We start from the raw sequence: 24,369 nt of genomic DNA on the forward strand, positions 1-24,369 counted from the left end.
CGAAAATGAAAGGGTTAACAAAAATTCTTTGTCTAACGGCTGCTGTCAGCGCACTGATCGGGTGTTCTGAAAAACCGGCACCGGAAACCGCGCAGCCGTCGCTGGAGCAGAAAATTCGCCAAACCGCAGAACAGTCGCTGCAGGCTTTTAATATTCCCGGTCTGGCCGTTGTTGCGGTGAAAGACGGTGAAGTTGTCCTGGCGGAAGGTTTTGGCATCCGCGATATTGAGTCGCAGCAGCCGGTCACCCCAACCACCTTGTTTGGCATTGCCTCGCACACCAAAGCGATGACTGCCGCAGCGATGGCAACATTGGTCGAGCAGGGTAAACTGAACTGGGATGATAACGTCATCCAACATTTGCCAGAATTTAAACTGTCTGACCCTTACATAACCCGCGAACTGACCATCCGTGACCTACTTAGTCACCGCTCCGGCCTTGGGCTTGGCGCCGGTGATTTGATGATCTGGCCAAATACCGATAAAAGCACCGATGAGGTCATCGCCGGCTTAGCGAACGTGCCCATCGAGCACGGTTTCCGCGAACGCTTTGATTACAATAACCTGATGTTTGTAACTGCCGGCAAGGTCATCGCTGAAGTCAGTGGTATGCCATACCATCAGTACGTTGAAAAAACCTTGTTTGAGCCAATGCAGATGGACGAAAGCACAATTGGCTTCTCGCGGATAGATGCCGGCAACGACAATGTCGCTGTTGGTACCATAGAAATGAACGGTGAACTGCACCGTTTTCCGTTGGATTTTCTGGAGGATTTCGCCGCTGCGGGTGCAACGGCCGCCAGTGTTGATGACATGAGCCGTTGGTTATTGACCTTGTTGAACGAAGGGAAAACACCGACCGGCCAGACGTTGTTCAGCGAAGACTCATTGCATGATATGTGGCAACTGGTAACACCGTTGCCAGTGTCTGCAAAGGCTGCCGAGCAGGGCACTTACTTCCGCGGCTATGGGCTGGGTTGGTTCGTTAAAGACTATTACGGTGTTAAGCACGTATCCCACAGCGGCGGCATCCTCGGTATGTTGTCGTTTACCACGGTGATCCCTGAAAAAGAATTTGCCATTACGGTGATGAGCAATCAGCAGGCGTTTGGCGCGCTCACCGCTGTTGTCGAAGAATCGCTGGAATTAGTGCTGGGGACACCGGACAAAGACTGGGTAGCCAATGAGAGCAAAAAATATCATGAGTTTATTCAGAAAAAAGCCGAGTTCACCGTCGATGACGTGGAAGACCCTCAACCTGCGTTGCCACTCAGCCATTACGCGGGCCGATACAACGACGCCTGGTACGGTGACGTGGTGATTAGCGAGCAAGATAATGCTCTGCGCATTGATTTTACCCACACCGATATGCTGAAAGGCACACTCGAACACTACAACGGCAATACCTTTATTGTGCGCTGGGACGAACCGTTACTGGAAGCCGATGCGTTTATCGATTTCGACGTTAATCGCGATAATCAAATTAAAACCGCTACCATGGAAGCCGTTGCCGATTTTACCGACTTCAGTTTTGACTTTCATAACCTGACATTGCAAAAGCAATAAGCAAGCTAACTCTGGACAGCGCGAGGGCAAATCCCTATAATGCCCTCGCTTTCCATAAGCATGCGCACCCGTAGCTCAGCTGGATAGAGCGCTGCCCTCCGGAGGCAGAGGTCACAGGTTCGACTCCTGTCGGGTGCGCCATTTTCACGTAAAACACGTGATCGAATCACTTTCTTAATACCAGGCATACACTGGTCATCAGGGTCAAAAATGACCGTTTCCCCTCGCTGCCTAACGCAAGGTCAGCTCCAATGCTCGACAGCGCTCACGAATACGGTCGGTTATCGTTGCGTACATTTTGTCCGGTAGCGGCGTTCGAAAGCCGCTTTTGAGCACCTTTAATAGTTTGCCGATGAGCTGTTTTAGTTGTTTTTCCACGAGTGCTTGCGGTAAGCCTATATTCACACCAAGCTGCACGAAGTCGCTTTGGGTATAGAAGCCAAACTGCTCGTAAGCGTCGCTGAAATAGCCGTCGTCTCCCTCTTCTGTTGCGAGAACGCCAATCGACATGAAGCAAGCGTGGTCAAATACGGGATAGGGCGCTAAGCTAAGGACGTCATAGATGGGGGCTAACATATCCATCGTCGAGTCTTGTCCGAAGGGCTTGCGCATTAAGGAAAAATTCTTCAAGTGCAAATCGTTGTTGGCAACAAGGTATGAAAAAACGACTTGTAAGAAGAGGTTGAGCGTCACCGCTTTGCTGTTTCCTGCGGTCTCGCTTAGCCTTTTTAAAACGGTTTCATAACTTAACGCCTCGCTGTCTTTATGTTTTGGGTGCACCAAACATAACGAAGCGCCATCCTCAACGAAGTAACGCTCACCCTTGTTGAGAATATCGAAACGCTTCGTTACATAAGCGAGTTCCCCGTCTTCAAAGGGGACAAGGCCACACTCAGCCGTCTTGAGTCCAATCGTCTTGGCTAAGCTCATGACAAAAAATTCGTTTTCAGGGCAATGTGGCACGCCTTCGGGAGTGGGTTTAACAATGTATTGCCCGCCACGAGCTGTTGGCACTAACTGGTGCCCTTCTAGCTTCATCATTAGCTTTCGTTGCACACCTGATATGGAATGGCCATTGGCATGATCAACAGCATACTCATTGAATGAGCGTGACGTGCCAACAATGGTGACGCCTTTGTCCTTTAAAGTGCTTGGTTTAGAAATTGGTATTTGGACCGAACGCTGGCTTGGTAAATCGTCAACTTCACCTGGCGCGACAGAAACAGCACCAATCAGTTCTTCACCATTGGCGCACAACAAACCAAACTCATCGCTTTTATCAAGTCGGGCCTTCTGTGCTTGGTGGGTTCTTAACCAACCTTCTGAGAGCAAATTGGTAAAGAAAGGCGGTAACGCATCAAACTCATACCGGGCCTTTGTGAGCGGAAGATGATGCCCAATTGGCGAACCATCTGCTAGGTAGTCTGATTCATACGCAAATGTATAAGACTCTCGAGCAGATAAATCCTGCAACGCACGATATTCGGTGAGTATGCCCGCCTTCACACCATTGACGAATACGGTCGCGATACGATTAACGTGCATCGGTGCGGCCAACATACAATGTATAGTTGCCAAACACAGCGATAATTGACTCAATGGTTGAGCACTTCGTTGAGCTTGGTGAATTAAATGCAGCGTAGAGTGTTGTCTTACTGATCATCGCTAAATCGCAAAAGGTGTCGATGGTAATATCGTTTTCTTTCACGTACTGAGTCACACGTTCTTTCAGTTCTGCGAGCGGAAAGCTCTCTTTCTCTTCAAGCTCTTTTGCTTCTATTCGCTCGATCTCACGCAGAAGCGCATGAACTTGCTGCTTTAACTCTGTGATGTGGCTTTTCATGTGTTTCACCAGTGTTAGTTGTTTTTAGTGAACTTTTTTTATGCCTGAATGATAATTTGTTTAATATAGCATACTTTTACGCTATTCAATTCGGTTTAGTGAACTTTTGCATTAATTATCTTATTTTAGTTTTTTATGGTGAACTTTTTGTTCAGTTATCTGAAGCCTCTGGACTCTTTTTACCGGAGGCGAAGGCTGTTACTAATGACCCGTATTGGTGAAACGTATACAATTTATGTCGTACAAAAAATAATCGGCGTGTAGGTTTATCCAAGGCGGAAATGTGCTTAAACCCAAAGTCATGATTCCTCAACAATTTATTCACGAGCACCCCATTCATCATGGGGAAGAGTTTGGTGTGCTCTGCTGGAATACGCAAAAACTTACCGAAAAACCCGATTTTCAGCGCACGTTGACGCGCGTTCTAGCGGACTTCCCCTGTTTATTTTTGTTACTCCAGGAAGTGAAGCTGAGTGCGAAAAATAATTGGCCGCTGCCGCGTTGGTCTTATGCTGTAGCGCCAAATATGCAAACACGTCGTTCGATTTATGGGGTGCTCACGGCAAGCCAGTATGCGTTTACCGAAGCCCAAGCCCGACTCAGCAGAAAGCGCGAAGGCATGTTTGCTACACATAAAAGTTATATGCTGTCTTATCACGCGCTAGCCGAGGGCGGTTCATTATTAGTGGTTAATGTCCATGCGATCAACTTCGTCCGCACACAGCAATTTTCTCAGGAAATAGAGATCATCAAAGAAGAGATATTAGGACACAAAGGGCCGCTTATTGTGGCTGGTGATTTTAACGTTTGGAGCCGCCAACGGCGCTTGCACTTGCTGCAATTTTGTCGCAGCGTCGGCCTTAAGCAAGCGATTATGGTTGATCCTCATCATATAAAAACCTACCGACAGCACCCCCTTGATTTCATCTTTTATCGCGGTCTTGCGCTGCAAGACACCTTAGCGATCGACACCCATACCGTGTCTGATCATAACCCCCTTTATGCGCGATTTAAGCTGTAGCCCTTCAGGACTGCGGTGCTTTACCACAAAAAAGGTGAGCCCTTTGCAGAGCCCACCTCTTAATCAACCACAAATAAAACGTCTTATAGCGACTTCAGCAACTCATCAACCGCACGTTCTAACTGTGGATCCACCTTTTTGGCTTTGTACGCCGGTGGATTGAATACCTCGATATCCGGCTGCGCTGGCGTAAAGTCCATGTTGGCGTCGGACTCTTTAACCCACCAGCCTCTAAATGGCATTCTGATGATCGAGCCATCCACCAGCCGTTCAGCACCGGTACTGATGACCGCGCCAAAAGTCGGGCGACCAACCAGTTTACCAATGCCTAATGACTTATAGGCATGCGAGAAGATTTCAGCGTTTGAGTAGCTGTTTTCATTACTCATCGCTATGGACGGTTTAGTCCATGCCGATAACGGCAAACGCTCAGAGTAAGGGTACTCGTTTCTGAACTTCTTCTGATCTTTATCCAGGTTGTCGGTCGCGCCACGAGGAATCGTGTATGCATGCTGTTTCACGTTTAACACGGCCATAAGGTAGTCGGTTGTCCAGCCACCACCGTTGTAGCGCACGTCAATTACGATACCCTCTTTACCATAACCGGCGGCCATCAGCTCGCGCTCAAAGCGTTCAAAGCTGGTCCAGTTCATGCCCCGAATATGCAGATAGCCTAAGCGTCCGTCCGAATATTCTTCGGTCAGCGCGCGACGCGTTTCGACCCAGTTGTCGTACTTTTCGTCACTCAAACTGGTGGTTGGCCATAACACCACTTCCACGTCGTCAGTTGCACGTTTGATATTGAGTAACACGCGCTGTTTGGCGTAGTCATTCAGTAACTCGTAAAAGTTCGTGTCTTTGACTGACCGTTGATTGACGTGTGTGATGATGTCATTGACCTGTAGACGACTTTCATCACGGGCGGCCGGGCTCTTGTTCAGTACTGAGGTAACCTGCAGCCCTTCAGCGGTCGGTACCACTTCGATACCCAATAAACCGGTTTGGGTCTTTTGGGTTTCTTTTTGGTTTTCACCGCGATACAGACCCATGTGGCTGGCGTTGACCTGACCCAGCATCAAATTAAAGATGTACTGAAAGTCTTCTTTGGTTGATGCTTTAAGCGCTAATGGACGGTATTTCTCTTTGAGCTGCTGCCAGTCATTGCCATGAAATTCAGGATCATAGAATCCAGCATTCAGGGCTTGCCAGGCTTCATCAAAGATTTGAGCGCGCTCAGCCATATGTTCAATGCTTTGTTGAGACACGGTAGCCAGGGTTTCCGGCTTGTCCTTTTTGGTGTCGACTTTAACCAGTGTGCCCTTGCCGGTTAACGCAAACAAGTGCTTACCATCGGTGCTCAAGGACAGACTGCGAGGACGCTTGTTGTCTTTAATGATGTGCTTTTTGTCTTCGCCGTTCCACTTAATCTTGAACAGGTCCTGGTCCATTTTAAAGTTCTGACGACCGGCTCCACCAATGGTGTAATAGACATGCTCGCCTTCTTTATCAAACGCTAGCCCCGATTCATTACCGGCGAAGCGTGTCACCTGAACCAGACGCTTATAGATGCCATCCAGATCAATCTGCATGGGTTCGGCTTGCGGTTCCGCAGTTGCAGGCGTTTCGTCGTCTTTTTTGCTGTCAGCGCTCTTGTCGGCAAATTCGTCACGTTTCCATTCTTCGTTTGAACGTTGCCAGTCGCTCTCGGTTAACCAGGCGAACCAAATGTCGTAGTCACCATTGTTGCGCATTGAGGTGAAGCCAAGCTTGCTGCCATCCGGTGACCAAACAGGGTTGTAATCACCTTTCGGGTGCATACTCACGTTAACCGGTTTTAGCGAGTTGTCGGCGGCATGGATAAAAACTTCACTGTTAAATGACAGGTCAGATTTCGCGTAGGCTAACCAGTTACTGTCCGGTGACCAACTGACGTCGCTAGGGGTTGCCCAGCCGTCTAACAGGGTCGTTGGGTTAGTTAATGAATTGCCGTCTGTTACTTCTGCAACAATCAGTTTGCCGCGGCCTTCGCGGTACGCAATCTTGTTGCCGTCCGGCGAGACAACGGGCTCGCGCTCTTGTGCATCGGTGCGTGTGACAGCGGTTACCGAATGCTTCAGCGACTTAAACAGATTCGGCTCATCAGCATCCGCCGACGTTAACGCAAAAATATCGTTTTGGCCGTCCCGATCAGAAACGAACAACAACGTATTATCGTCTAACCAAGTAACGTCGCGGTCTCGTGCCGCTCCGGTTGTTAGACGGACTGAGCGTTTATCGTCCTTGTCGTTGCGCTTAACGAACAGATCGCCACGTACAACATAAGAAATCAATTCGCCGTTGGGCGACACGCTGTACTCGTCCAGTGCGTTTGTCGTTGACTTTTTGGTGACAGGGTCAAAGCGGAAATCCGTCGCAATGGATAGGTCGATCGTTCGACTGTTGCCGTCCGCAATCAGCTTCACGCTGTCGGCTGCTTGATACACTAAGTGGTTTGCTTGTTGATCAATACTAAAGTGCTCGACACCGAATTCACGTTCGTTTGTAATTTGTTTTGCTCGCTTCGATCCGAGCTTTTGCTTGAATACGTTGTATTTACCGGCGCGAGAGGAAATAAAGTACAACTCGTTGTTGCCTGACCATTGAGGCATAAAATCATTGCCATCAAAGTCCGTTAACTGCTCGTATTCACCGGTTTCGGTGTCGTAAATCCAAATGTTGCGGTTGGCGGGGCCGCGATAGTCCTCGCGCGCTACCCGGCAAGTGCCTCGCACAAAGGCAATTTTTTTGCCGTCAGGAGAGACAACGGCATCGAAGCCCAGGGCGTCCATAAAACGCGATTCGGTTGCCTCGCCCGTTGGCGCGACACTGTAAACTTCCCACTCACGCTCAACTTCAGCGTACAAGCGGCGGGTATTAAATAACACTTGGTTATCGTTATTAAACCCGAGAATGCGATCGGGAGCGCTGTGGTAGGTTAAGCGATCAGGGCGGCCGCCCTGGCTTGGCATAACAAATACATCGTCATTACCAAAACGATCGCTACTGAATGCGATGGTGCTGCCGTCGTTTGACCACTTCGGCGAGCTCTCATAGCCTTCGTGAATCGTTAAACGAGTGAGATTGCTACCCGAGGTGGACATTGTCCAAATATCGCCCTGGTAACTGAAGGCGATTTGCGTCCCATCCGGGCTCAGTTCGGGCTGCATAATTAAAGGGCGTTCTGAGGTTCCATCAGACGCAGATGCGCCGAGTGCCGCAGAAACAAGCAGGCTGGTAACCAGTCGTTTCATATTTTAACTGCCTATTTTAGTTAGATTTATTAGTAACGCATCGATGGTAGCAAATAAATTCTCGAGAGGATCTCAGGTTGGGGGATTACTCGGTAGATCGCGCATTTTGCGCGATACCTTACAAAAAATTAACTAAACTTCCGCAGGATTAATCACCCTGAGTGACTCCGGTATGGCGTCGATGTAATTGCGATGAACTTGCAGCGTGGTACCGTCTTGTAGCTGTAATTCGGCATCTCTGCCTTGACGACGGCGAAACGCACTAACCAGCCGCAAATTGATAATTTCACCACGGTTTATTTTCACAAACCGTTGTGGATCGAGCTGTTGCAACAAGGCCGTCTGAGTGATGCGCAGAGGATAAGCGCGACCGTTGACGTAAAGTTCCTGATAATTGCCAGCCGTGCGGATGAACGATACATCCTCAAGCCTAATCAAAAACTCCTGATTGAGCATCTTAACCAGCACCTGTTGTAAATAACGGCTGCTTGAACTTGTCTCGTCCGGTGGATTACTGAGTTGCGACGCTTCACCGCGCCAGCGCCGAACGACAAATCGGTACAGTTCGAACAACGCTACAAAAAGCAGATAAATGCGAAAATCTTTGGCAAGTTCATAAAGCAGGTTTTGAGCAGACCAGTCAAACTGATAATGACCATCGAACAGATGGTATGTCGCCTGTCGGATTCCAACCATCAGCAAAATATGAGCCGCGGTAAACACCATGACGCCGATGAGATGGTGCTGCAGCTGTCGCCCCGGCTGGCGGAATTGCAGTGGCAAACGGTCTGTCCACCAGGCCAGTGGCAATAGCAAAGCAGCCAGCGCCAACATACTGCTGAACTCCCAAACCCAGGGTTCCCAGGACTGCATTGCTGAAGACGATGTTTCCATCAGCACAACAAAGCTGTTGGCGGTTGCATTCACCAACAAAATAAGTGCGAGCAGAGCGACTTCGACACGTTTTTTATGTGTGATAAACCAGTTCAGGTCGTTTTTCTGAGACATAAACCGTCCTTAATTCGTCCCACAAATAGCGAGTTTATCCCAAAATCCCGCACTTCGTCACTGCCGTTGTCAAGTTGTCACGGGTTACTGGCACTTCGGGCGTAAGCAGATGAACCTAATGATGCTTTTTTGAGTGAGGGAGAGATTCTGATGAAAAATCGTCGTTATGATATTGATGCGTTACGGGTGCTGGCTTTCGGCATTTTAATTCTTTATCACTGTGGCATGCTTTACGTGCCGGGTTGGAGTTGGCACATAAAAAGCAGTCACTCTGCGGAGGGTCTGGCTACGCTGATGCAATTTGTGAATGCGTGGCGGATGCCATTGTTATTTTTAATCAGTGGCGCCGCTATCGCGTTTGCTGCACCAGAAAGAAACCTTAGCCGGTTTATCCGACAACGGGCTTTTCGTATTTTGTTCCCGCTACTGATGGCGATGATTTTCACGGTGCCTTTGCAGGCTTATGTACAGGCGGTGGCCAATCACAGCATCGAGCCTGGATTGCTGAGCTTTCTGGTGCGGTATTTCACCTTTCAGCCTTGGCCCGCGGGTGCTTTCGATGGCGCTGAGGTTGGTTTCACATGGAACCATCTTTGGTATTTACCTTATTTGTTCATGTATACCGTGTTGCTTTTGGCTGTCATTAAACTCGTTCATGGCGTATTAACCAAGCCTCTATTTATTCTCAAAATTCCGGCAGCGTGGCGGTTTATGCTTATTTATATTGGCTTGGGGCTTTTTGTTACCTGGCTAAAAATGTGTGTTAAGCCGAATTTTCCGGAAACTCACGCGCTGTATAACGATGTCTTTGCTCATCCTTATTATTTCAGCTTCTTTTGTGTTGGTTATTGGCTGGGGCGTCCCGCCACGAATAGCGTATGGGGCAGTTTGAGTCAGTACAGGGTAAGTCTATTGCTGCTGGCGCTGGGGTGTTTTGTGTTAATGCAGACTTATCAGATGATACCGTTGCACAGTGTGTATACGCTGCTGATGTTGGCAACAATACTGGGTTTTGGCTATCACCATCTAAATGATCGGGAGAATAAACTGGCACGGTTTAGCCGAGCGGTATTTCCTTGGTATATCCTGCACCAAACCTATATTGTTTTATTAGCGTACCTGGTGTTGCCGTTGCAGTTAGGCCTTTGGGCTGAGGCATTCATCGTCATCGTTGGAACATTTATGGGCTGCTGGGTAACTTACCGTTATATTCTATTGCCGTTACCCATTTTACACGCAGCTTTTGGCATCTTTAGCCGTCACACAACGAGAACTCATCGTTAGTTGCGTTGCCATGACACTCGGCACAAGGTTCCATCATAATTAATACGAAGCTCTCCCGCATGAGCTTGCTCAATGGCATGGCCAATTTGTTTAGGTAAATGACGGTCGGTAAAACGGATGCGGATTCCATTACCGCGTTTATCGATCGCGATCAGCCGGTTCAGCGGGTGCTGTTCACACTCATAGTTGGCGATGTGGTGGATCAGGCTCAGTATCTCGTTCTGATGTGCAAGAAAGTAATCGCCGTTAAGGGTAAGAAAGCCGGTAGCCTGGTGCTTATTCACCAGTTGGCATGCAGGGCACAGCGTTGACAGTACGGGCTCGGTGATGCCATGGATATGCCAGCTCCAGCGACCGTCCTGATAGAGTACACCACATTGCTTGCAACGTGATGGGCTGCGAAGTTTTTTGGCTTCGGTGGGTAAACGCCATACCCGAGGGTGTTGATCCTGAGGCAAGCTGGGCTTTTGATTTTCCATAACGGTACTCCGGTAAGTGGTCAATTAACTAAAGAGTAGATGGTTAACCATGCGCTGCCATTAGTCGGGTTGCTGAAATTAAGATCAGGAAATTTCTGACGGGCTTGTCTATAGTTTTCTCACGAGAGTCGCTCATTAACCTGGTGCACGGAAAGCCATGAACCCTCTAAAGACGGTGTTACTAGCCGATGCCCATCCGATTTGTCGGATGGGCCTTAGTGCGTTGATCCACACAACGGCTGATATGAGTGTTTGTGCGGAAACGGATTCGGCAAAAGACGCTGTACAGTTGATTAGTAAATTTAATCCAGATGGATTAGTAATGGGTCTGAGTCTTAATCAAGGCAGCGGTTTGCACCTGATTCATACGCTACGTTCACAGGCGCTGGCGCTGCCGATCCTGGTGATGTCGATGTACGATGAAGTGTTCTTTGCGGAGCGGGTGATCAGAGCAGGCGCCAATGGTTATCTGCAAAAATCGGCAAGTGGCGCCATTTTCCTGCGAGCTTTACGGCAGGTTTTAAAAGGTCAGCTGTATTTGAGTCCACAAATGTCTGATGTCTTATTGCGCGCGCATTTACACGGGCAGGTTGTGGGTAAAACGACGTGTGAACGGGCCTTGTCAGATCGCGAGTTGGAAGTTTATATGTTGCTGGGGCAGGGCTACACCACCAAACGTATCGCCAGCGAGCTGCATTTGAGCCCAAAAACAGTAGATTCTCACAAAGAGCACATCAAAATGAAACTGGGTATAACGGACAATATGATGTTGATACGGCGTGCTCTGGCTTGGGAGATGGAACATCATACTTAGCCATTACTCCGGCAAACCCCTAGCCGTAATGTAGACTTTTTCCTAATGACGAATGTCAGCCAGCGACTAAATTTTAACTGGCGCAAAACGCGTTCACATTAAAAATTTTTACTGACAGTCGAACCTTTGAGGATACAGCAATGAGTATTTTCCCCCAGTTACGCTCGCAGAGCCAACTTGCCCGTTGGGACCCCTTTAACGGAGGCAGCTCCATTTTTGATGCTTTTAGCGATATATTCAACGATAAGGTTGTAGCCCCTGTTGAATCAGTCTGGAATCCACCGGTAGATATTATTGAGAACGACAAGGAAGTCATACTTAAAATGGATGTTCCGGGTATGAATAATAAAGACATTCATGTGGAGATTGACAATGGTGCTCTGGTTATTCGTGGTGAACGGAAGTACGAAAAAGAGCACAAATAAGAAAACTACTTGTGTGTTGAACGCCGTTATGGACAGTTTTCCAGAAGCTTTCGTTTGCCAGATTATGTTGATGAAAGCCACATTAAAGCCGAGTGTAAAAATGGCTTGCTGCAAGTTCACTTGTCCAAACAGCCGGGCAAGAAAAAAGAAGTTCGCTCAATTGCGGTTGGAAATTAATTAAAAAGCCCGCATCAGCGGGCTTTTTTCAATAACGTTCCAACCAATGTGCATAGGGCGCGGGTAGCACCCACGATGGCTTTTCAACCCGTAAGGCTTTTGCCGTCTCATACGGCCAGTGTGGGTTTGATAAGTGCGCACGACCGACCATAACCAGATCCAACTGCCCTTGAGCAACGGTATGTTCCGCCAGTTGTGGCAAGTCGATGCCCCAGGCCGAGGCTACTGGAATATCTGCCGCTTTGCGGATGCGTTCAGCGATCGGTGCCATGAAACCAGGCCCCCAGGGGATATTGGCTTGTGGTGTCGAAAAGCTGATGCTGACGTTAAGAAAGTCGAGCCCTTCGGCTTTTAAGCGCTTGGTTAGCTCAATCGATTCGCGCAGTTGCTGTTCATCGTTGCCGTCAAATTCAATGACCCCAAAGCGAGCGGTCAGTGGCAGGTTATCCGGCCATACTTTTTTCACCGCGCGGACGGTTTCGATTAGGAAACGGGCGCGGTTTTCAAATGAGCCGCCGTATTGATCATTGCGTTGGTTGGCGTGCGGTGAGAAAAAACTCTGTCCCAGATAACCATGGGCAAAATGCAGCTCAAGCCATTCAAAACCCAGATCGCGGGCGCGTTCAGCGGCGGCGACGAAATCGGCTTGGACGCGCTGAATATCCTCCAGTGACATGGCTTTGGGTTTGCGTGGCAGGTTGGCGCCGAATGCTATGGGTGAGGGGGAGATGGTTTGCCAGCTTTTAGCATCATCTTCGGCAATATGGTCGTCGCCTTCCCATGGGCGGTTAGCACAGGCTTTGCGGCCTGCATGGCCAATTTGAATGCCGGCAACGGCCCCTGCGGCTTTGATATTTTGGACGATAGGAGCGAAAGCCTCAGCCTGTTGGTTATTCCAGAGCCCGGTACAGTTTGGTGTAATACGTCCTTCCGCTGAAACGGCGGTGGCTTCGACGATGACCAAGCCAGCGCCGCCACGGGCTAAGCTGGTGTAATGGCTCAGGTGCCAGTCGTTGGCAACGCCATCTTCCGCCATGTACTGACACATCGGCGGCACGGCGATACGGTTACGTAAACGAACATCTTTTAATTCAAATGGCTCAAATAATGCGGACACGTTTAACTCTCCTAGTTTTGTATGGGCACATACTAGCCGGTGTTACCATCGTCCGTTAATACGAAATAATCTATTTAAGCCATCGAAAAAATGAATAACAGCAAAATGTTCGCGGTTAGCCACCACGAACACTTTCTTAAGCGCTTTGCAGTTGGTTCAGGTAATCATCGTAACTGCCGGAAAAATCGCGCATGCCTCTGTCCGTTAACTCGATAATGCGTGATGCCAGTGACGACACAAACTCGCGGTCGTGGCTCACAAAGAGCACTGTCCCGTCGTAGTTTTCCAGCGCCAGGTTGAGCGCCTCAATGGATTCCATGTCCAAGTGGTTGGTGGGTTCGTCCATTACCAGTACGTTAGGGCGTTGCATAATCAGCTTACCAAATATCATGCGGCCTTTTTCGCCACCCGATAAGATGCTAACGGGCTTTTTGATGTCATCCTGAGAAAACAGCATACGTCCCAGAACACCCCGTATGGCCTGCTCATCATGGTGCGGCTGTTTCCACTGACTCATCCAGTCAAACACCGTCATATTGTCCTTGAACCAATCGGCATGATCTTGCGCGTAGTAGCCAATATTGACGTTTTCAGACCACTTTATCAGGCCTCCGTCGGCCGGGTACTGGCCCACCAGACATTTAAGCAGTGTCGTTTTACCGATACCGTTGGCGCCGAGAATAGCCACTTTTTCACCGACTTCAATCATGGCGCTGAGGTTTTTCAATACCTGCAGTTCACCAAACGACTTATCTAAGCCTTCCACTTCCAGCGCTAGCCGGTACAGCTTTTTCTCTTGCTCGAAGCGAATATATGGGCTGACCCGGCTGGATGCTTTGACTTCCGCCAACTGAATTTTTTCGATCTGCTTAGCCCGCGAAGTGGCCTGCTTCGCTTTTGATGCGTTAGCGGAGAAGCGGCTGACAAACTGTTGCAGTTCGGCAATTTTATCTTTTTTACGAGCATTTTCGTTCAGTAGCTGTTCACGTGCCTGAGTGGCAGCAAACATGTATTGATCGTAGTTGCCCGGATAAACTCGAAGCTCGCCATAATCAATGTCGGCCATGTGGGTACAGACACTGTTCAGAAAGTGGCGATCATGCGAAATGATGATCATTGTCGCCTGGCGTTCATTGAGCACGGTTTCCAGCCAACGGATGGTGTTGATGTCGAGGTTGTTGGTCGGCTCATCAAGCAGCATGATGTCGGGTTCAGAAAACAGCACTTGCGCGAGTAACACACGCAACTTCAGGCCCGGTGCTAATTCGCTCATTAGGCCGAAATGGGATTCCAGCGGGATGCCAACACCCAGTAGCAGTTCTCCGGCACGAGATTCAGCGGTGTAGCCATCCATCTCGGCGAACGCGACTTCAAGATCGGCAACTCGCATACCGTCTTCTTCGCTCATTTCCGGCAAGCTGTATATGCGGTCGCGTTCAGATTTAACTTGCCAAAGCTCCTCATGACCCATAATGACGGTGTCGACGACACTGAATTGCTCATAAGCAAACTGATCCTGACGTAACTTACCCACCCGCATGTTCGGATCGGTCGATACATTGCCCGATGATGGCTCTTGATCGCCACTGAGGATACGCATGAACGTTGATTTGCCGCAGCCATTGGCGCCGATCAATCCGTAGCGATTGCCTTCGCCAAATTTAACAGAAATGTTTTCGAATAGAGGTTTTGCACCAAATTGCATGGTGATGTTTGCAGCAGAGATCACGTTTACGCACCTGAATAAAAAATAGGCGCGTAATCTACGCGTTTTAGCGCCAAATGACAAAGGAAGTTTGCACCAGTGGTTACACAAAAAATGAAAATATCAGCGTTTCCTCATCTTTTGCTCATGTGTTTTTTGCCAAAGCCAGCTAGTTTTGATGCGTACTTTTAAACGGATAACCAGAAGGAATTCGATGATGAAATTGAACCGTCATTACTGGCGTGTGGCTGGCTGGAGTCTAGTGCTCGGGTTAATGCTGTTACCGCTTATTGCCATGCAGTTTAGCGATGGTGTTGACTGGACTCCGGGTGACTTCATCGTGGCGGGAGTGTTGCTTGGAGGTACCGGTCTTATGATCGAGCTGGGTGTTCGCTTAAGTGCTTCACTGTCTTACCGGCTGGGCATTATCATGGCGACGCTAACGTCACTGCTACTGCTCTGGATTAATCTTGCCGTTGGGGTTATTGGTCCGGAAGATAATCCGATTAATGGGCTGTATTCTCTGCTGGTTGCGATGGTGTTGATTGCGGCGCTGCTGTTACGAGGGCGAGCTAACGGGTTGCGCAATCTCTTTATTGCTACCGCTATCGCACAAATGACGGTGGTGCTGACGGCCTTGCTGTTGAGTGCTGTGCCGTTATTACTGCCCGTCGTGGTGCTGAACATCGCGTTCGCTTTGTTATGGCTGATTGCGGCAGGCTTGTTTCATCATGCCTGCGGGGCGCATAATTGAGAGCGATCAAGAAGGGACTTAAGAGATTATCATGAACGATGACGATGTCGTGAATACCTACTATTTTGCCGACTTTAGTTTAGATGTCCGGGAGCGTCGGCTGTGCCGAGGCCGGCAAGCTATGGATATTAATCCACGCTACCTGGATGCCTTATTGTTGTTGCTCAGGAACCCGGGCCAGTTGGTGAGTAAAGCCGTGTTTATGGACGAAGTCTGGCAGGGTATTGCGGTCACGGATGAAGCGTTAACTCAATGCATTCGAAACTTGCGTAAGTTGTTGGGCGATAATGCGCGTTCACCGATTTATATCGAAACCGTCCCTAAACATGGTTATCGCTGGGTCTGTCCAGTACAAACGGATCAGCCGCAAGCGGTTTCCTGGGTAGTGCAGGGTGGCGTAGCAACGTTAGGCGGCGGTCTCGCGGGATTGATTGGCGGCTTGTTTATTGGCCTTGCCACCACTGGCCGGGCAGCGACGTCCTCTGCGCTCGACGCTTCTGGTTTGAGCGTGGTGATTGCGCTAACGGCGCTGGTCGGGTTACTCGGAGCTGCTGCGGTGAGTTACAGCTCACTGTTGTCTAAGCGCTTTATCGGTCATCAGCTCGGTTATCTGATTGGCGGGCTGTGTGGTGGCCTGGTCATCGGTGTGCTGTTCAAAATGGCGGCACTGGATACGCTACAACTGGTATTCGGTCATCATCCCGGCGACGTCACCGGGGGCTTCGAGGGCGCCTTAATAGGACTGGGCTTGGGTGGCGTTCTAGCGATGCTTAATGGTAGCCGCGCAGGTCTGTTGCGCGTGTTGTTAGCCGCGACCGGTATCGGACTTGCCGTTGGGTTGTTGATCAGCTTAAGCGGTAATGTACTCATGACCGGCAGTTTGCAGTTACTGATTAACGGCTATCCCAACGCTCAGTTGGTGTTATCGCAGCCTCCGCTGGCGGGGTCACCTGGGTTATGGTTGTCTTTTGCGAACGTGATGGAAGTGATTTTGTTCTATATTTGTGTGGCTTCCTGTCTGAAATTTTCCAAAAAATAGAACGATTACTGATCGTTTTTCTGCGCTTACGACTACGTTTTATAAGCACGTTACTTAAAAATAGACAGCAAAACGCCTGTTAAGGAGCAAAGAATGACGGACAAAAATGCCTTTGAACAAAAACAAGAAGCTAAAATTGAGCAAATGAATGCTGAAATTGAGCGGTTGAAAGCCAAGGCTAAGGAGGCGGATGCTGAATCTCGAATTAAGTATCAGGAAAAGGTCGACGAATTGGAAGCCCTGCGGGAAGTCGCGAAAACTAAGTTAGATAAACTTAAACAGTCCAGTGAAAGCGCTTGGACTGATATCAGCAAAGGCCTGGATGAGGCAACGACGTCCCTTGCAACCGCTATTAAAAATGCGAGTCAAGAATTTAAGTCTTAATCGGAAAAGCGTTGAAGGAGTCAATGATGGCAAAAGTGTTACTGATCACAGGCGCGTCCAGCGGTATTGGTAAAGCAACCGCAAAGAAAGCCGCGAGCGAAGGAATGCGTGTTATTTTGACCGCTCGACGCAAAGCGTTGCTGGACGAATTGGTGGATGAGATTGGCGGTGATAAAGCACTGGGCATCGCGGCGGATGCGGGTAATTATGATGAGTTAGCTGAGGTTGTCGAGCAGGGCGTGAAGCACTTTGGCCAGTTGGATGCGGTGTTCGCCAATGCCGGCACCGGAGTTAGCACGCCGGGCACCGAAGACGGCGATCCACAACAATGGAAAACGATGGTTGATGTTAATATCAACGGTCTGCTGTATACCGCTAAGTTAACGTTACCGCATTTGCGCAAGAGCACAGGACATTTTTTGATGACCGGTTCTGCTGCCGGGCGCACCACCTTAAAGGGCTCGGTCTATGGTGCGACCAAGTGGTTTGTGCATGGTTTTGCACAGAATCTCGCGGAGGAAATGAAAGAATGGAACGGTCGTTGTACCACCATTGCTCCGGGAATGGTGAATACCCCGTTCTTTGACGAGCCTAAACCGGATAAGCTGGATGCCGATGACGTTGCTGACGCGGTGCTGTATGCTTTAAACGCGCACCCTCGTAATTGTGTCCGAGAGGTATTTTTAATGCCCGCCTACAAATAACCTGTTAATGACAAGGAGCGTTAGTGGACAAACAGCAACCTCAGCCGATCTCCTGGAAGCGACTCAGTTTGTTTGCCGCGCTCTTTGTCGGGTTGACACTGGCCGGTTTTTTCACGGTTTTTGAACACTTTTCCGGCCGCAACCTCAGTTTTGACGGGCAACTGCTAAAGCCGGGGTTTGTTGGCGCTTGTCTGCTACTACTGGTTATTTATTTCGCCGCAGATGGACTGCGCTTTTATTACACCTTAGTGGCGCTGGGCGTACGGGTAAAACCCCGTGTCATGGCAAAGCTGGTGTTCATCAATATCTTCTTTTCCAATATCACGCCGATGGCTACCGGGGGCGGCTTCGCGCAAGTTTGGTATTTACACCAACAGGGTGTATCGGTGGGCAAAGCGATGGCGGCCAGTACCATTCGTACAGTACTGGCGGTCTTGTTTATTTTCTCGCTGGCACCGTGGTTCTTGCTGACACTTGAGCCGTTACAGCGCTCTTCTTGGAATCATGGCATCAGCTCAGCGTTAGCAATGTTTACGCTTCTGTATTTGGCCTTTTTTGTAATCTTGTTGTGGCGTGCGAAGTGGTTGGTGCAACCGTTGACCGCGACGGTGGGGCTGTTGAATAAGGTTGGCGCGATATCAGAGACACGTATGCGTGCCTGGAACTTTCGCCTGATGCGTGAATTGTTTAAGTTTTCCCGCAGTTTTTCGGAGTATCGACACGGTTCTAAGTGGGCTATCGCGTTATCAGTGATTCATACCGGCTTGTTTTTGCTGGCATTATTTAGCTTCCCGGCGCTGTTGATGTGGGGCTTGGGCTATGATGTACCTTACTTAACCTCATTGGGTTTGTTAGTGGTGACAACCTTTATTATGTATTTTTCGCCGACTCCGGGTGCTTCGGGTATTTCCGAAGGCGTTTTTGGCAGTTTCTTTAATCAGTTACTTGAGAAGCAACACTTGTTGTTAGTGACCTTTAGTTGGCGGGCGCTCACGATTTATCTGGGCATGGTGATTGGACTGCTGGTCTTGCAACGTTATTTACTGCAACGCTCTCAACAGGCACTGAGGGCAAACCTATGAACAAGCGTCGTTGGTTAAAATTACTGTTCTACATCAATGTCGTCATTGTTGCCGCGTTAGTGGTGTACAAGCTTTATCTGAACGTTTCAACGGCAGAGTTTTCGGCGGTTCATGGCGAGCAACTGGCTGCCGTCAGTGCGAAAGTCGAGGGGCAGAAACGTTATCGCTTTGCTGTGGTTGGCAATATCAATAACTCGGTCGGCATTTTCGAGCGACGCATCATTCCAAAGTTAAACGACAGTGACATCGATTTTGTGATTTCCGCCGGCAATGCCGTCAGTAGTGGTGGAGAAGATAAATACCGCGCGTTACAGGGTACCCTGTCGCACCTTAATAAACCGTATTTATTGACCTTTGGTGAAAACGAGTACGAAGAGTTTGGTAGCTTTCGCTTTTACGACCACTATGGACCGCACTTTTACAGCTTTAGCGCGGGCGACAGCCGATTTATTTTCCTCGACAGTACCGGTAAAACGCCTTGGCAATGGCAGCTTCGCTGGTTAAACGATATTCTCAGAGCGGATCGCTCGGAACATCGGTTTGTGTTTATTGGTCATCCGTTGTTTAAACCACAAGAAGAGTTCTTGCTGGCGGATGACGAAGACTATTTGCAACCCGAAGCGTTTCGTCAGGCGCTGCTCTCAACCTTTGCGCAATTCGAGGTTGATCGCGTCTTTTCGGCCAATATTTCTATGTATTGGGAGCACATCGAAGGAAAAACGCCGTATATCACAACCGGTGGCGCTGGCGGATTGGTGCTGAATCAAGACGAAAGCTATTATCACTTTGTGAAGGTGACCGTTGACGCTGAAGAAGGCGTTTCTCATGAAGTGGTTGAGCTGCCGGTCGGCCAGCATCCGATATTAAAGCAACTGGAAAGCTTTTGGTTTTTTATTCACTCACTGTTCTATGTTGGCTACATCAATTTTATTTTGCTGGTGAGCTTATTTTTGGCCATCAGTATTAAGCTCTACAATGCTGTTTTTGTCGGCAAAGAGTACTACCCGAATTATGATATCGACCCGGAACCCTGGCTGAAAAAGCCCCTGCGGGTGGCGATGTTCACCAATAATTATTTGCCGTTTATCGGCGGTGTTCCTATCTCAATTGAACGCTTGCGGCACGGCTTAAGCCAGGTAAAAGACAAGGTGTTGGTGGTCGCGCCCAGATACCGTGAAACCGGCGGGGATTCTAAAAAAGAGCGTCTGGTTGTGCGTATGCCCTCGTTGTTCTCTTTTGGTGATAAAAGTGAGTTCCGCTTTGCCAATATTTTTTCTGGTTATGTCCGTAAAAAAGTAAAACAGTTTAAGCCCGATATTATTCATGCCCATCACCCTTTTTGGATAGGTTCATTGGGTGTTTACATGGCGCGGCGCCTGAAAATACCGGTCGTTTATACCTACCACACACGCTTAGAGCATTACGCGCATTTTGTGTTTTTGCCGGGTAGCCTGTTTCGTAACATTATTGCGCATTTTCTGGTGCGCCGTTTTGCTAACAAGTGCGATAGCGTTATTGTTCCAACCCAATCGACGGAAGAGTACCTGCGCATGATTGGTGTTAAGAGCACCATTTATGTGCAACCCACCGGTATTGAGTTTGAGCGCTTTCAGCATCGTGATGAAGATCTGATCGAGCGATTGCGGGCGCAACAAAAACTGACTGATGAAACGGTATTTGTCAGTGTTGCCCGCCTTTCTAACGAAAAGAACATCGACTTTATGCTGGAGGGGCTGGCGCAATTAAAGCAACAAAGCGAGCAACCGTTCCGCTTTTTAATGATCGGCGATGGTCATCAACGGCAGCGTTTGCAGGAGAAAGCAAAACAACTGGAGTTAACCGAGCAGGTCACGTTCGTCGGTTCAGTGCCGCCACAGGAGATGGCCAACTGGTATCAGCTTGGCGATGCGTTCTTATTTGCTTCACAATCAGAAACTCAGGGTATGGTTATTCTCGAGGCCATGGCCGCCGGGTTGCCGGTTGTGGCCGTGCGTTCAAGTGGTATTGATGACGTGGTTGTCGATGGGGTTAATGGGTACAAAACACCTGCACGGCAGGAACTTTGGGTGGAACGAGTAAAGTTGCTGTTGCAACAGCCGGAAAAACGTCAACAATTGGCGAAGCAGGCGGTCAAATGCGCGGCTTCCCATTCGGTCGAAAACTTTACCAAAGAGGTGCGCTACGTCTATGCCGAAACGCTGGCGCGCTACGAACAAAAGAAGGGCGATTAAGGTCGCCCTTTATCGTTAAACAATTTCGATTCCTTCACATTTATAATCGCCGACCAGGGTATCTGATAGCAGTACATTGCCATCCAGGTCAAAGGCAAAAAAATAGGTCTCGGTGCGGTTGCCCACTTCGACACTTTTAAGTCCAATGCATTCGTTGGGGTGGCCGGGCAACAGTTTAAACGATGATACGCCTCGTTCACCGATGACTTCACCCACCGGCACGATGCGAATGTCGCTAAAGTCCTCGGAAACAATAAACAGCTGGTTGTTGCCACATTGAGTTTGGTCGTGTTGCGGGTCAAACGGTTGCCGCGATAGTTTCCGCGGGAAGAACAACCACTTGTGCCAAAGCGGATGCCACTCCGCGGCTTCATGAACCAGGTACCCTTGTTCACCGACTCCTGCGGCTTCGCGCAGAGCCTGGTAGTTATGCTGCCAGTTCACGCTTGTTAACGCGTAATTGCGGCCAATGATTTTAATCCATTCTTGCTCGGGACTCTTGCCATGGCTACCGACGATTAGGTCGTTGCCTTTCAAGGTAGCCCACTCACTTTTAAAGCCTTTAAATTTTTCATCACCGCTACCGGTCATCAAAATTTGTCGAGGTACCAACTGATTTTGTCGGCGTATTTCACACACCAGCCCAGTTCGGTCGTCAAAGGTCATCAAATGTTTACCGAACATGACCAACTCAGAAAACTCAGCACCCCGACCGCCTTCTGCTATCAGGCTGACGAGGTGATGCTCACCTCCATCCTCCGGATCAATGACATGAAACTCATACTCACCGGTTGCGCTACGAACAAACTCGTCATAGCGCAGGGTGGAACGCCAAGCCGTCTGTCCATCGTCCAAGGCGACTGTCGAAGCGTCGTCCTCATCGGTGATAATGGCTAATAGATAGTTGCATTGGTCAGCAGCGTAGCGCTGTTGCCGCTGCACATCGAGGGGTGTTTGCTTCATGGCTCGGCTCCTTTTGCCCGGTGCGATGGTTCGAACGCACACTCGCCGCCGGTGGCGTTAAGTTGTTTGATGTGTTTCGGCGTACCTCGATAACGTCGCTGTCACGGGTTTATTATGGCTGGTGATAAGCCAAAGCAGCAGACGCTGACTGTCCAGAGCGCGGACAATGGGACCACAAAGGATATCGGCAAGGTCAGTCATTTATCGTATCTTTTTATCATTCAACCGTTACTGTTCTAGCAAAGATTCCTCTTATTGCCTAGTTCTGTTAACTTAATGCAACAAATTAAAAACAGGAGAATAATAATGAGAATGATCCTAACAGCAGTGGCTGCCGGCGTGTTAATGGCCTGCTCGCCGCAGCAAAGTGAACCATCGACCGAAAACCAGGCGCAAGAACAGCAAACACAACAAGAGAGCGCGCAGATGCAGTATCCGCAAACACGTAAAGGCGACGTTGTTGATACCTATTTTGAACAGCAGGTAGCAGACCCTTATCGTTGGCTTGAGGATGATCGAAGTGAAGAAACCGAAGCCTGGGTTAAAGCGCAAAACGAGGTGACTTTTGCCCACTTAGAGGACATTCCATTTCGCGATAAAATCGAGCAACGCCTGACAGAACTTTGGAATTACGAAAAAATCAGTGCGCCGCGTTTTGAAGGCGATTACATCTATTTTTACAAGAATGACGGGCTGCAAAACCAATACGTTGTTTATCGTAAGAAGAGCGAAGATGCCGAAGCAGAAGTGTTCCTGGATCCGAATACCTTTAGCGAAGACGGCACCACGTCCTTAGCGCAACTGACCTTCAGTGAAGATGGCTCAATAGCGGCCTATTCGATTTCGGAAGGTGGCAGTGACTGGCGCAAAATCATTGTCATTGATGCCGAAACCGGTGAGCAACTTGAAGAACCTTTGGTGGACGTAAAATTCAGCGGCATTTCCTGGAAAGGCAATGACGGTTTTTATTACTCCAGCTACGATAAACCTGAAGGCAGTGAGTTATCTGCTAAAACCGATCAACACAAACTTTATTACCATAAACTGGGTACGCCACAGTCCGATGATGTGTTAATTTTTGGCGGCACCGATGAAGAGAAACACCGTTATGTTGGCGGTTATGTCACCGAAGATGATCGCTTCCTGGTGGTATCTGCGGCAAACTCCACGTCAGGCAACACACTTTACATCAAAGATCTCTCCGATCCAGATGCCGAGCTTGTTTTGGTTGACGGCGATATGGCTTACGACACCTCGGTACTGACCAGTCGCGGCTCGACGCTGTATTTAGAAACCAATATGGATGCGCCAAACGGACGGGTTGTTACGGTTGACGCCAGCAACCCGACAGCCGAGAACTGGCAGGATTTCATTGCTCACAGCGATAATGTTCTGAACCCATCAACGGGGGCTGGCTATATTTTTGCTGAGTATATGGTCGACGCGGTTTCTAAAGTTGAGCAGTACGATTACGACGGTAATAAAGTGCGTGACATTGAACTGCCTGGTGTAGGCAGTGCCAGCGGCTTCAGTGAAAAGCAAGACGCGGAAAAAGTGTATTACAGCTTTACCAATTACAGCACGCCGCAGACCATCTATGAAATGGATCCTGAGAGTGGCGAGTCGGTTGTTTATCAAGAGTCTGGTGCAGACTTTGACTCCAGCCAATACGTTTCTAAGCAGGTTTTCTATACCTCGAAAGATGGCACTAAGGTGCCTATGATCATCACGCACAAAAAGGGAATGACGCTGGATGGCAGCAATCCAACCATTCTTTACGGCTATGGTGGTTTTAATATTAGCCTGACACCGAGCTTCAGCATTGCGAACGCAGCCTGGTTAGAGATGGGTGGTGTGTATGCGGTTGCTAACCTGCGTGGTGGTGGTGAATATGGTAAAGAGTGGCACAAAGCCGGCACTAAGATGCAGAAGCAAAACGTTTTCGACGATTTTATTGCAGCTGCTGAGTATTTGATCGACGAAGATTATACCTCGTCTGAGCGACTGGCGATCCGCGGTGGCTCTAATGGTGGTTTGCTGGTGGGTGCCGCAATGACTCAACGTCCAGAACTGTTTGCAGTTGCTCTGCCAGCGGTTGGGGTACTGGATATGCTGCGTTATCACACCTTTACGGCCGGCGCCGGTTGGGCTTATGACTACGGCACCGCCGAAGACAGTCCGGAAATGTTTGAGTATCTACTAAACTACTCGCCGGTGCATAACGTAGAAGAGGGTGTGGCGTATCCGGCCACCTTAATTACAACCGGTGATCACGATGATCGTGTGGTGCCTGCGCATTCCTTTAAGTTTGCGGCTGAGTTGCAAGATAAAGCCGGTGGCGATAATCCGCAGTTGATCCGGATCGAGACCAATGCGGGTCACGGAGCGGGTACGCCGGTATCGAAAACGATTGAGCAGTACTCTGACATTTTCGGATTTACGCTCTACCATATGGGTTATGAAGCCTTACCTAAGGAGTAATTA

At 49.1% G+C, this 24,369-nt stretch carries 19 protein-coding genes, 1 tRNA gene and 1 pseudogene; 13 read left to right on the forward strand and 8 right to left on the reverse strand.

Annotated elements, in window-relative coordinates:
* Nucleotides 1–5: 5 nt before the first annotated feature.
* Together C5610_RS00230 and C5610_RS00235 are read left to right on the forward strand one after the other, a co-directional pair.
* Nucleotides 6–1,565 carry a serine hydrolase gene (locus C5610_RS00230; protein ID WP_105305337.1) on the forward strand — a complete coding sequence of 520 codons (1,560 nt, stop codon included), beginning with the start codon at nt 6–8 and terminating at the stop codon, nt 1,563–1,565.
* Between the two features lie 64 nt (nt 1,566–1,629).
* A tRNA-Arg gene (locus C5610_RS00235) sits at nt 1,630–1,706 on the forward strand.
* 90 nt (nt 1,707–1,796) lie between these two features.
* On the opposite strand, the gene C5610_RS00240 is transcribed toward C5610_RS00235, so the two are convergent.
* Together C5610_RS00240 and C5610_RS00245 are read right to left on the reverse strand one after the other, a co-directional pair.
* Nucleotides 1,797–3,125 (reverse strand): type II toxin-antitoxin system HipA family toxin, encoded by a 1,329-nt coding sequence (locus C5610_RS00240; RefSeq protein ID WP_158682633.1) that lies wholly within the window; start codon nt 3,123–3,125, stop codon nt 1,797–1,799.
* Nucleotides 3,100–3,408, reverse strand: a complete 309-nt coding sequence (locus tag C5610_RS00245) for a hypothetical protein (RefSeq protein ID WP_105305339.1) — start codon at nt 3,406–3,408, stop codon at nt 3,100–3,102. Before C5610_RS00245 ends, C5610_RS00240 begins: the two co-directional genes overlap by 26 nt.
* 283 nt (nt 3,409–3,691) lie before the next feature.
* Between C5610_RS00245 and C5610_RS00250 the strand changes: the two genes are divergently transcribed.
* The gene (locus C5610_RS00250) at nt 3,692–4,429 is read left to right on the forward strand and encodes an endonuclease/exonuclease/phosphatase family protein (protein ID WP_262339915.1); all 738 of its coding nucleotides are present in this window, start codon (nt 3,692–3,694) and stop codon (nt 4,427–4,429) included.
* Nucleotides 4,430–4,512: 83 nt separating this feature from the next.
* Here C5610_RS00250 and C5610_RS00255 read toward each other — a convergent pair whose 3' ends face one another.
* Both C5610_RS00255 and C5610_RS00260 read right to left on the reverse strand, forming a co-directional pair.
* Nucleotides 4,513–7,719, reverse strand: coding sequence for a S41 family peptidase (locus C5610_RS00255; protein WP_105305340.1), 3,207 nt, complete (start codon nt 7,717–7,719; stop codon nt 4,513–4,515).
* 132 nt (nt 7,720–7,851) lie between these two features.
* The gene (locus tag C5610_RS00260; protein ID WP_105305341.1) at nt 7,852–8,727 is read right to left on the reverse strand and encodes a LytTR family DNA-binding domain-containing protein; all 876 of its coding nucleotides are present in this window, start codon (nt 8,725–8,727) and stop codon (nt 7,852–7,854) included.
* 150 nt (nt 8,728–8,877) lie between these two features.
* Here C5610_RS00260 and C5610_RS00265 point away from each other — a divergent pair, with 150 nt between their 5' ends.
* A complete protein-coding gene (locus C5610_RS00265; RefSeq protein WP_105305342.1) occupies nt 8,878–10,011 on the forward strand; it encodes an acyltransferase family protein in 1,134 nt (377 codons plus the stop codon).
* Here the strand turns inward: C5610_RS00265 and C5610_RS00270 are convergent.
* Nucleotides 10,008–10,490 carry a BCAM0308 family protein gene (locus tag C5610_RS00270; RefSeq protein ID WP_105305343.1) on the reverse strand — a complete coding sequence of 161 codons (483 nt, stop codon included), beginning with the start codon at nt 10,488–10,490 and terminating at the stop codon, nt 10,008–10,010. The genes C5610_RS00265 and C5610_RS00270 overlap by 4 nt on opposite strands.
* 157 nt (nt 10,491–10,647) lie before the next feature.
* On the opposite strand from C5610_RS00270, the gene C5610_RS00275 reads away from it, so the two are divergent.
* A complete protein-coding gene (locus C5610_RS00275; RefSeq protein WP_105305344.1) occupies nt 10,648–11,304 on the forward strand; it encodes a response regulator transcription factor in 657 nt (218 codons plus the stop codon).
* 140 nt (nt 11,305–11,444) lie between these two features.
* A pseudogene (locus C5610_RS13840) lies at nt 11,445–11,906 on the forward strand (Hsp20/alpha crystallin family protein).
* A gap of 28 nt (nt 11,907–11,934) precedes the next feature.
* Here the strand turns inward: C5610_RS13840 and C5610_RS00290 are convergent.
* Both C5610_RS00290 and C5610_RS00295 read right to left on the reverse strand, forming a co-directional pair.
* Nucleotides 11,935–13,023, reverse strand: coding sequence for an NADH:flavin oxidoreductase/NADH oxidase (locus C5610_RS00290; protein WP_105305347.1), 1,089 nt, complete (start codon nt 13,021–13,023; stop codon nt 11,935–11,937).
* Nucleotides 13,024–13,159: 136 nt separating this feature from the next.
* On the reverse strand, nt 13,160–14,752 hold the full coding sequence (locus tag C5610_RS00295) for an ABC-F family ATPase (RefSeq protein ID WP_105305348.1): 1,593 nt from the start codon (nt 14,750–14,752) through the stop codon (nt 13,160–13,162).
* A 190-nt stretch (nt 14,753–14,942) separates the two neighbouring features.
* On the opposite strand from C5610_RS00295, the gene C5610_RS00300 reads away from it, so the two are divergent.
* The 6 genes from C5610_RS00300 (at nt 14,943) to C5610_RS00325 (ending at nt 20,922) form a co-directional block, all read left to right on the forward strand.
* Nucleotides 14,943–15,482, forward strand: coding sequence for a hypothetical protein (locus C5610_RS00300; protein ID WP_105305349.1), 540 nt, complete (start codon nt 14,943–14,945; stop codon nt 15,480–15,482).
* 31 nt (nt 15,483–15,513) lie between these two features.
* Nucleotides 15,514–16,521 (forward strand): transcriptional regulator, encoded by a 1,008-nt coding sequence (locus C5610_RS00305; protein WP_105305350.1) that lies wholly within the window; start codon nt 15,514–15,516, stop codon nt 16,519–16,521.
* A 93-nt stretch (nt 16,522–16,614) separates the two neighbouring features.
* Nucleotides 16,615–16,905 carry a coiled coil domain-containing protein gene (locus C5610_RS00310; RefSeq protein ID WP_105305351.1) on the forward strand — a complete coding sequence of 97 codons (291 nt, stop codon included), beginning with the start codon at nt 16,615–16,617 and terminating at the stop codon, nt 16,903–16,905.
* 26 nt (nt 16,906–16,931) lie between these two features.
* Entirely contained in the window at nt 16,932–17,609 is a 678-nt protein-coding gene (locus C5610_RS00315) for an SDR family oxidoreductase (protein WP_105305352.1), read from the forward strand.
* A 23-nt stretch (nt 17,610–17,632) separates the two neighbouring features.
* Entirely contained in the window at nt 17,633–18,691 is a 1,059-nt protein-coding gene (locus tag C5610_RS00320; protein WP_262339918.1) for a YbhN family protein, read from the forward strand.
* On the forward strand, nt 18,688–20,922 hold the full coding sequence (locus C5610_RS00325; RefSeq protein WP_105305353.1) for a glycosyltransferase: 2,235 nt from the start codon (nt 18,688–18,690) through the stop codon (nt 20,920–20,922). The genes C5610_RS00320 and C5610_RS00325 overlap by 4 nt, the downstream gene beginning before the upstream one ends.
* Nucleotides 20,923–20,937: 15 nt before the next feature.
* On the opposite strand, the gene C5610_RS00330 is transcribed toward C5610_RS00325, so the two are convergent.
* Nucleotides 20,938–21,885: a hypothetical protein gene (locus tag C5610_RS00330; protein ID WP_105305354.1), complete on the reverse strand. Its 948-nt coding sequence runs from the start codon at nt 21,883–21,885 to the stop codon at nt 20,938–20,940.
* 306 nt (nt 21,886–22,191) lie between these two features.
* Here C5610_RS00330 and C5610_RS00335 point away from each other — a divergent pair, with 306 nt between their 5' ends.
* Complete coding sequence (locus tag C5610_RS00335) at nt 22,192–24,366, forward strand: prolyl oligopeptidase family serine peptidase (protein ID WP_105305355.1); 2,175 nt, start codon at nt 22,192–22,194, stop codon at nt 24,364–24,366.
* Nucleotides 24,367–24,369 lie beyond the last annotated feature (3 nt).

The organism is Idiomarina sp. OT37-5b, assembly GCF_002968395.1.
GTDB lineage: Bacteria > Pseudomonadota > Gammaproteobacteria > Enterobacterales > Alteromonadaceae > Idiomarina > Idiomarina aquatica.

Excerpts from the sequence above, each read along its gene's own strand:
- C5610_RS00310 (WP_105305351.1), top strand. The coding sequence starts at position 16,615 with ATGACGGACAAAAATGCCTTTGAACAAAAACAAGAAGCTAAAATTGAG.
- C5610_RS00260 (WP_105305341.1), bottom strand. The coding sequence starts at position 8,727 with ATGTCTCAGAAAAACGACCTGAACTGGTTTATCACACATAAAAAACGT.
- C5610_RS00245 (WP_105305339.1), bottom strand. The coding sequence starts at position 3,408 with ATGAAAAGCCACATCACAGAGTTAAAGCAGCAAGTTCATGCGCTTCTG.
- C5610_RS00300 (WP_105305349.1), top strand. The coding sequence starts at position 14,943 with ATGATGAAATTGAACCGTCATTACTGGCGTGTGGCTGGCTGGAGTCTA.
- C5610_RS00265 (WP_105305342.1), top strand. The coding sequence starts at position 8,878 with ATGAAAAATCGTCGTTATGATATTGATGCGTTACGGGTGCTGGCTTTC.
- C5610_RS00230 (WP_105305337.1), top strand. The coding sequence starts at position 6 with ATGAAAGGGTTAACAAAAATTCTTTGTCTAACGGCTGCTGTCAGCGCA.
- C5610_RS00255 (WP_105305340.1), bottom strand. The coding sequence starts at position 7,719 with ATGAAACGACTGGTTACCAGCCTGCTTGTTTCTGCGGCACTCGGCGCA.
- C5610_RS00240 (WP_158682633.1), bottom strand. The coding sequence starts at position 3,125 with ATGTTGGCCGCACCGATGCACGTTAATCGTATCGCGACCGTATTCGTC.
- C5610_RS00275 (WP_105305344.1), top strand. The coding sequence starts at position 10,648 with ATGAACCCTCTAAAGACGGTGTTACTAGCCGATGCCCATCCGATTTGT.
- C5610_RS00305 (WP_105305350.1), top strand. The coding sequence starts at position 15,514 with ATGAACGATGACGATGTCGTGAATACCTACTATTTTGCCGACTTTAGT.
- C5610_RS00335 (WP_105305355.1), top strand. The coding sequence starts at position 22,192 with ATGAGAATGATCCTAACAGCAGTGGCTGCCGGCGTGTTAATGGCCTGC.
- C5610_RS00330 (WP_105305354.1), bottom strand. The coding sequence starts at position 21,885 with ATGAAGCAAACACCCCTCGATGTGCAGCGGCAACAGCGCTACGCTGCT.
- C5610_RS00325 (WP_105305353.1), top strand. The coding sequence starts at position 18,688 with ATGAACAAGCGTCGTTGGTTAAAATTACTGTTCTACATCAATGTCGTC.
- C5610_RS00315 (WP_105305352.1), top strand. The coding sequence starts at position 16,932 with ATGGCAAAAGTGTTACTGATCACAGGCGCGTCCAGCGGTATTGGTAAA.
- C5610_RS00270 (WP_105305343.1), bottom strand. The coding sequence starts at position 10,490 with ATGGAAAATCAAAAGCCCAGCTTGCCTCAGGATCAACACCCTCGGGTA.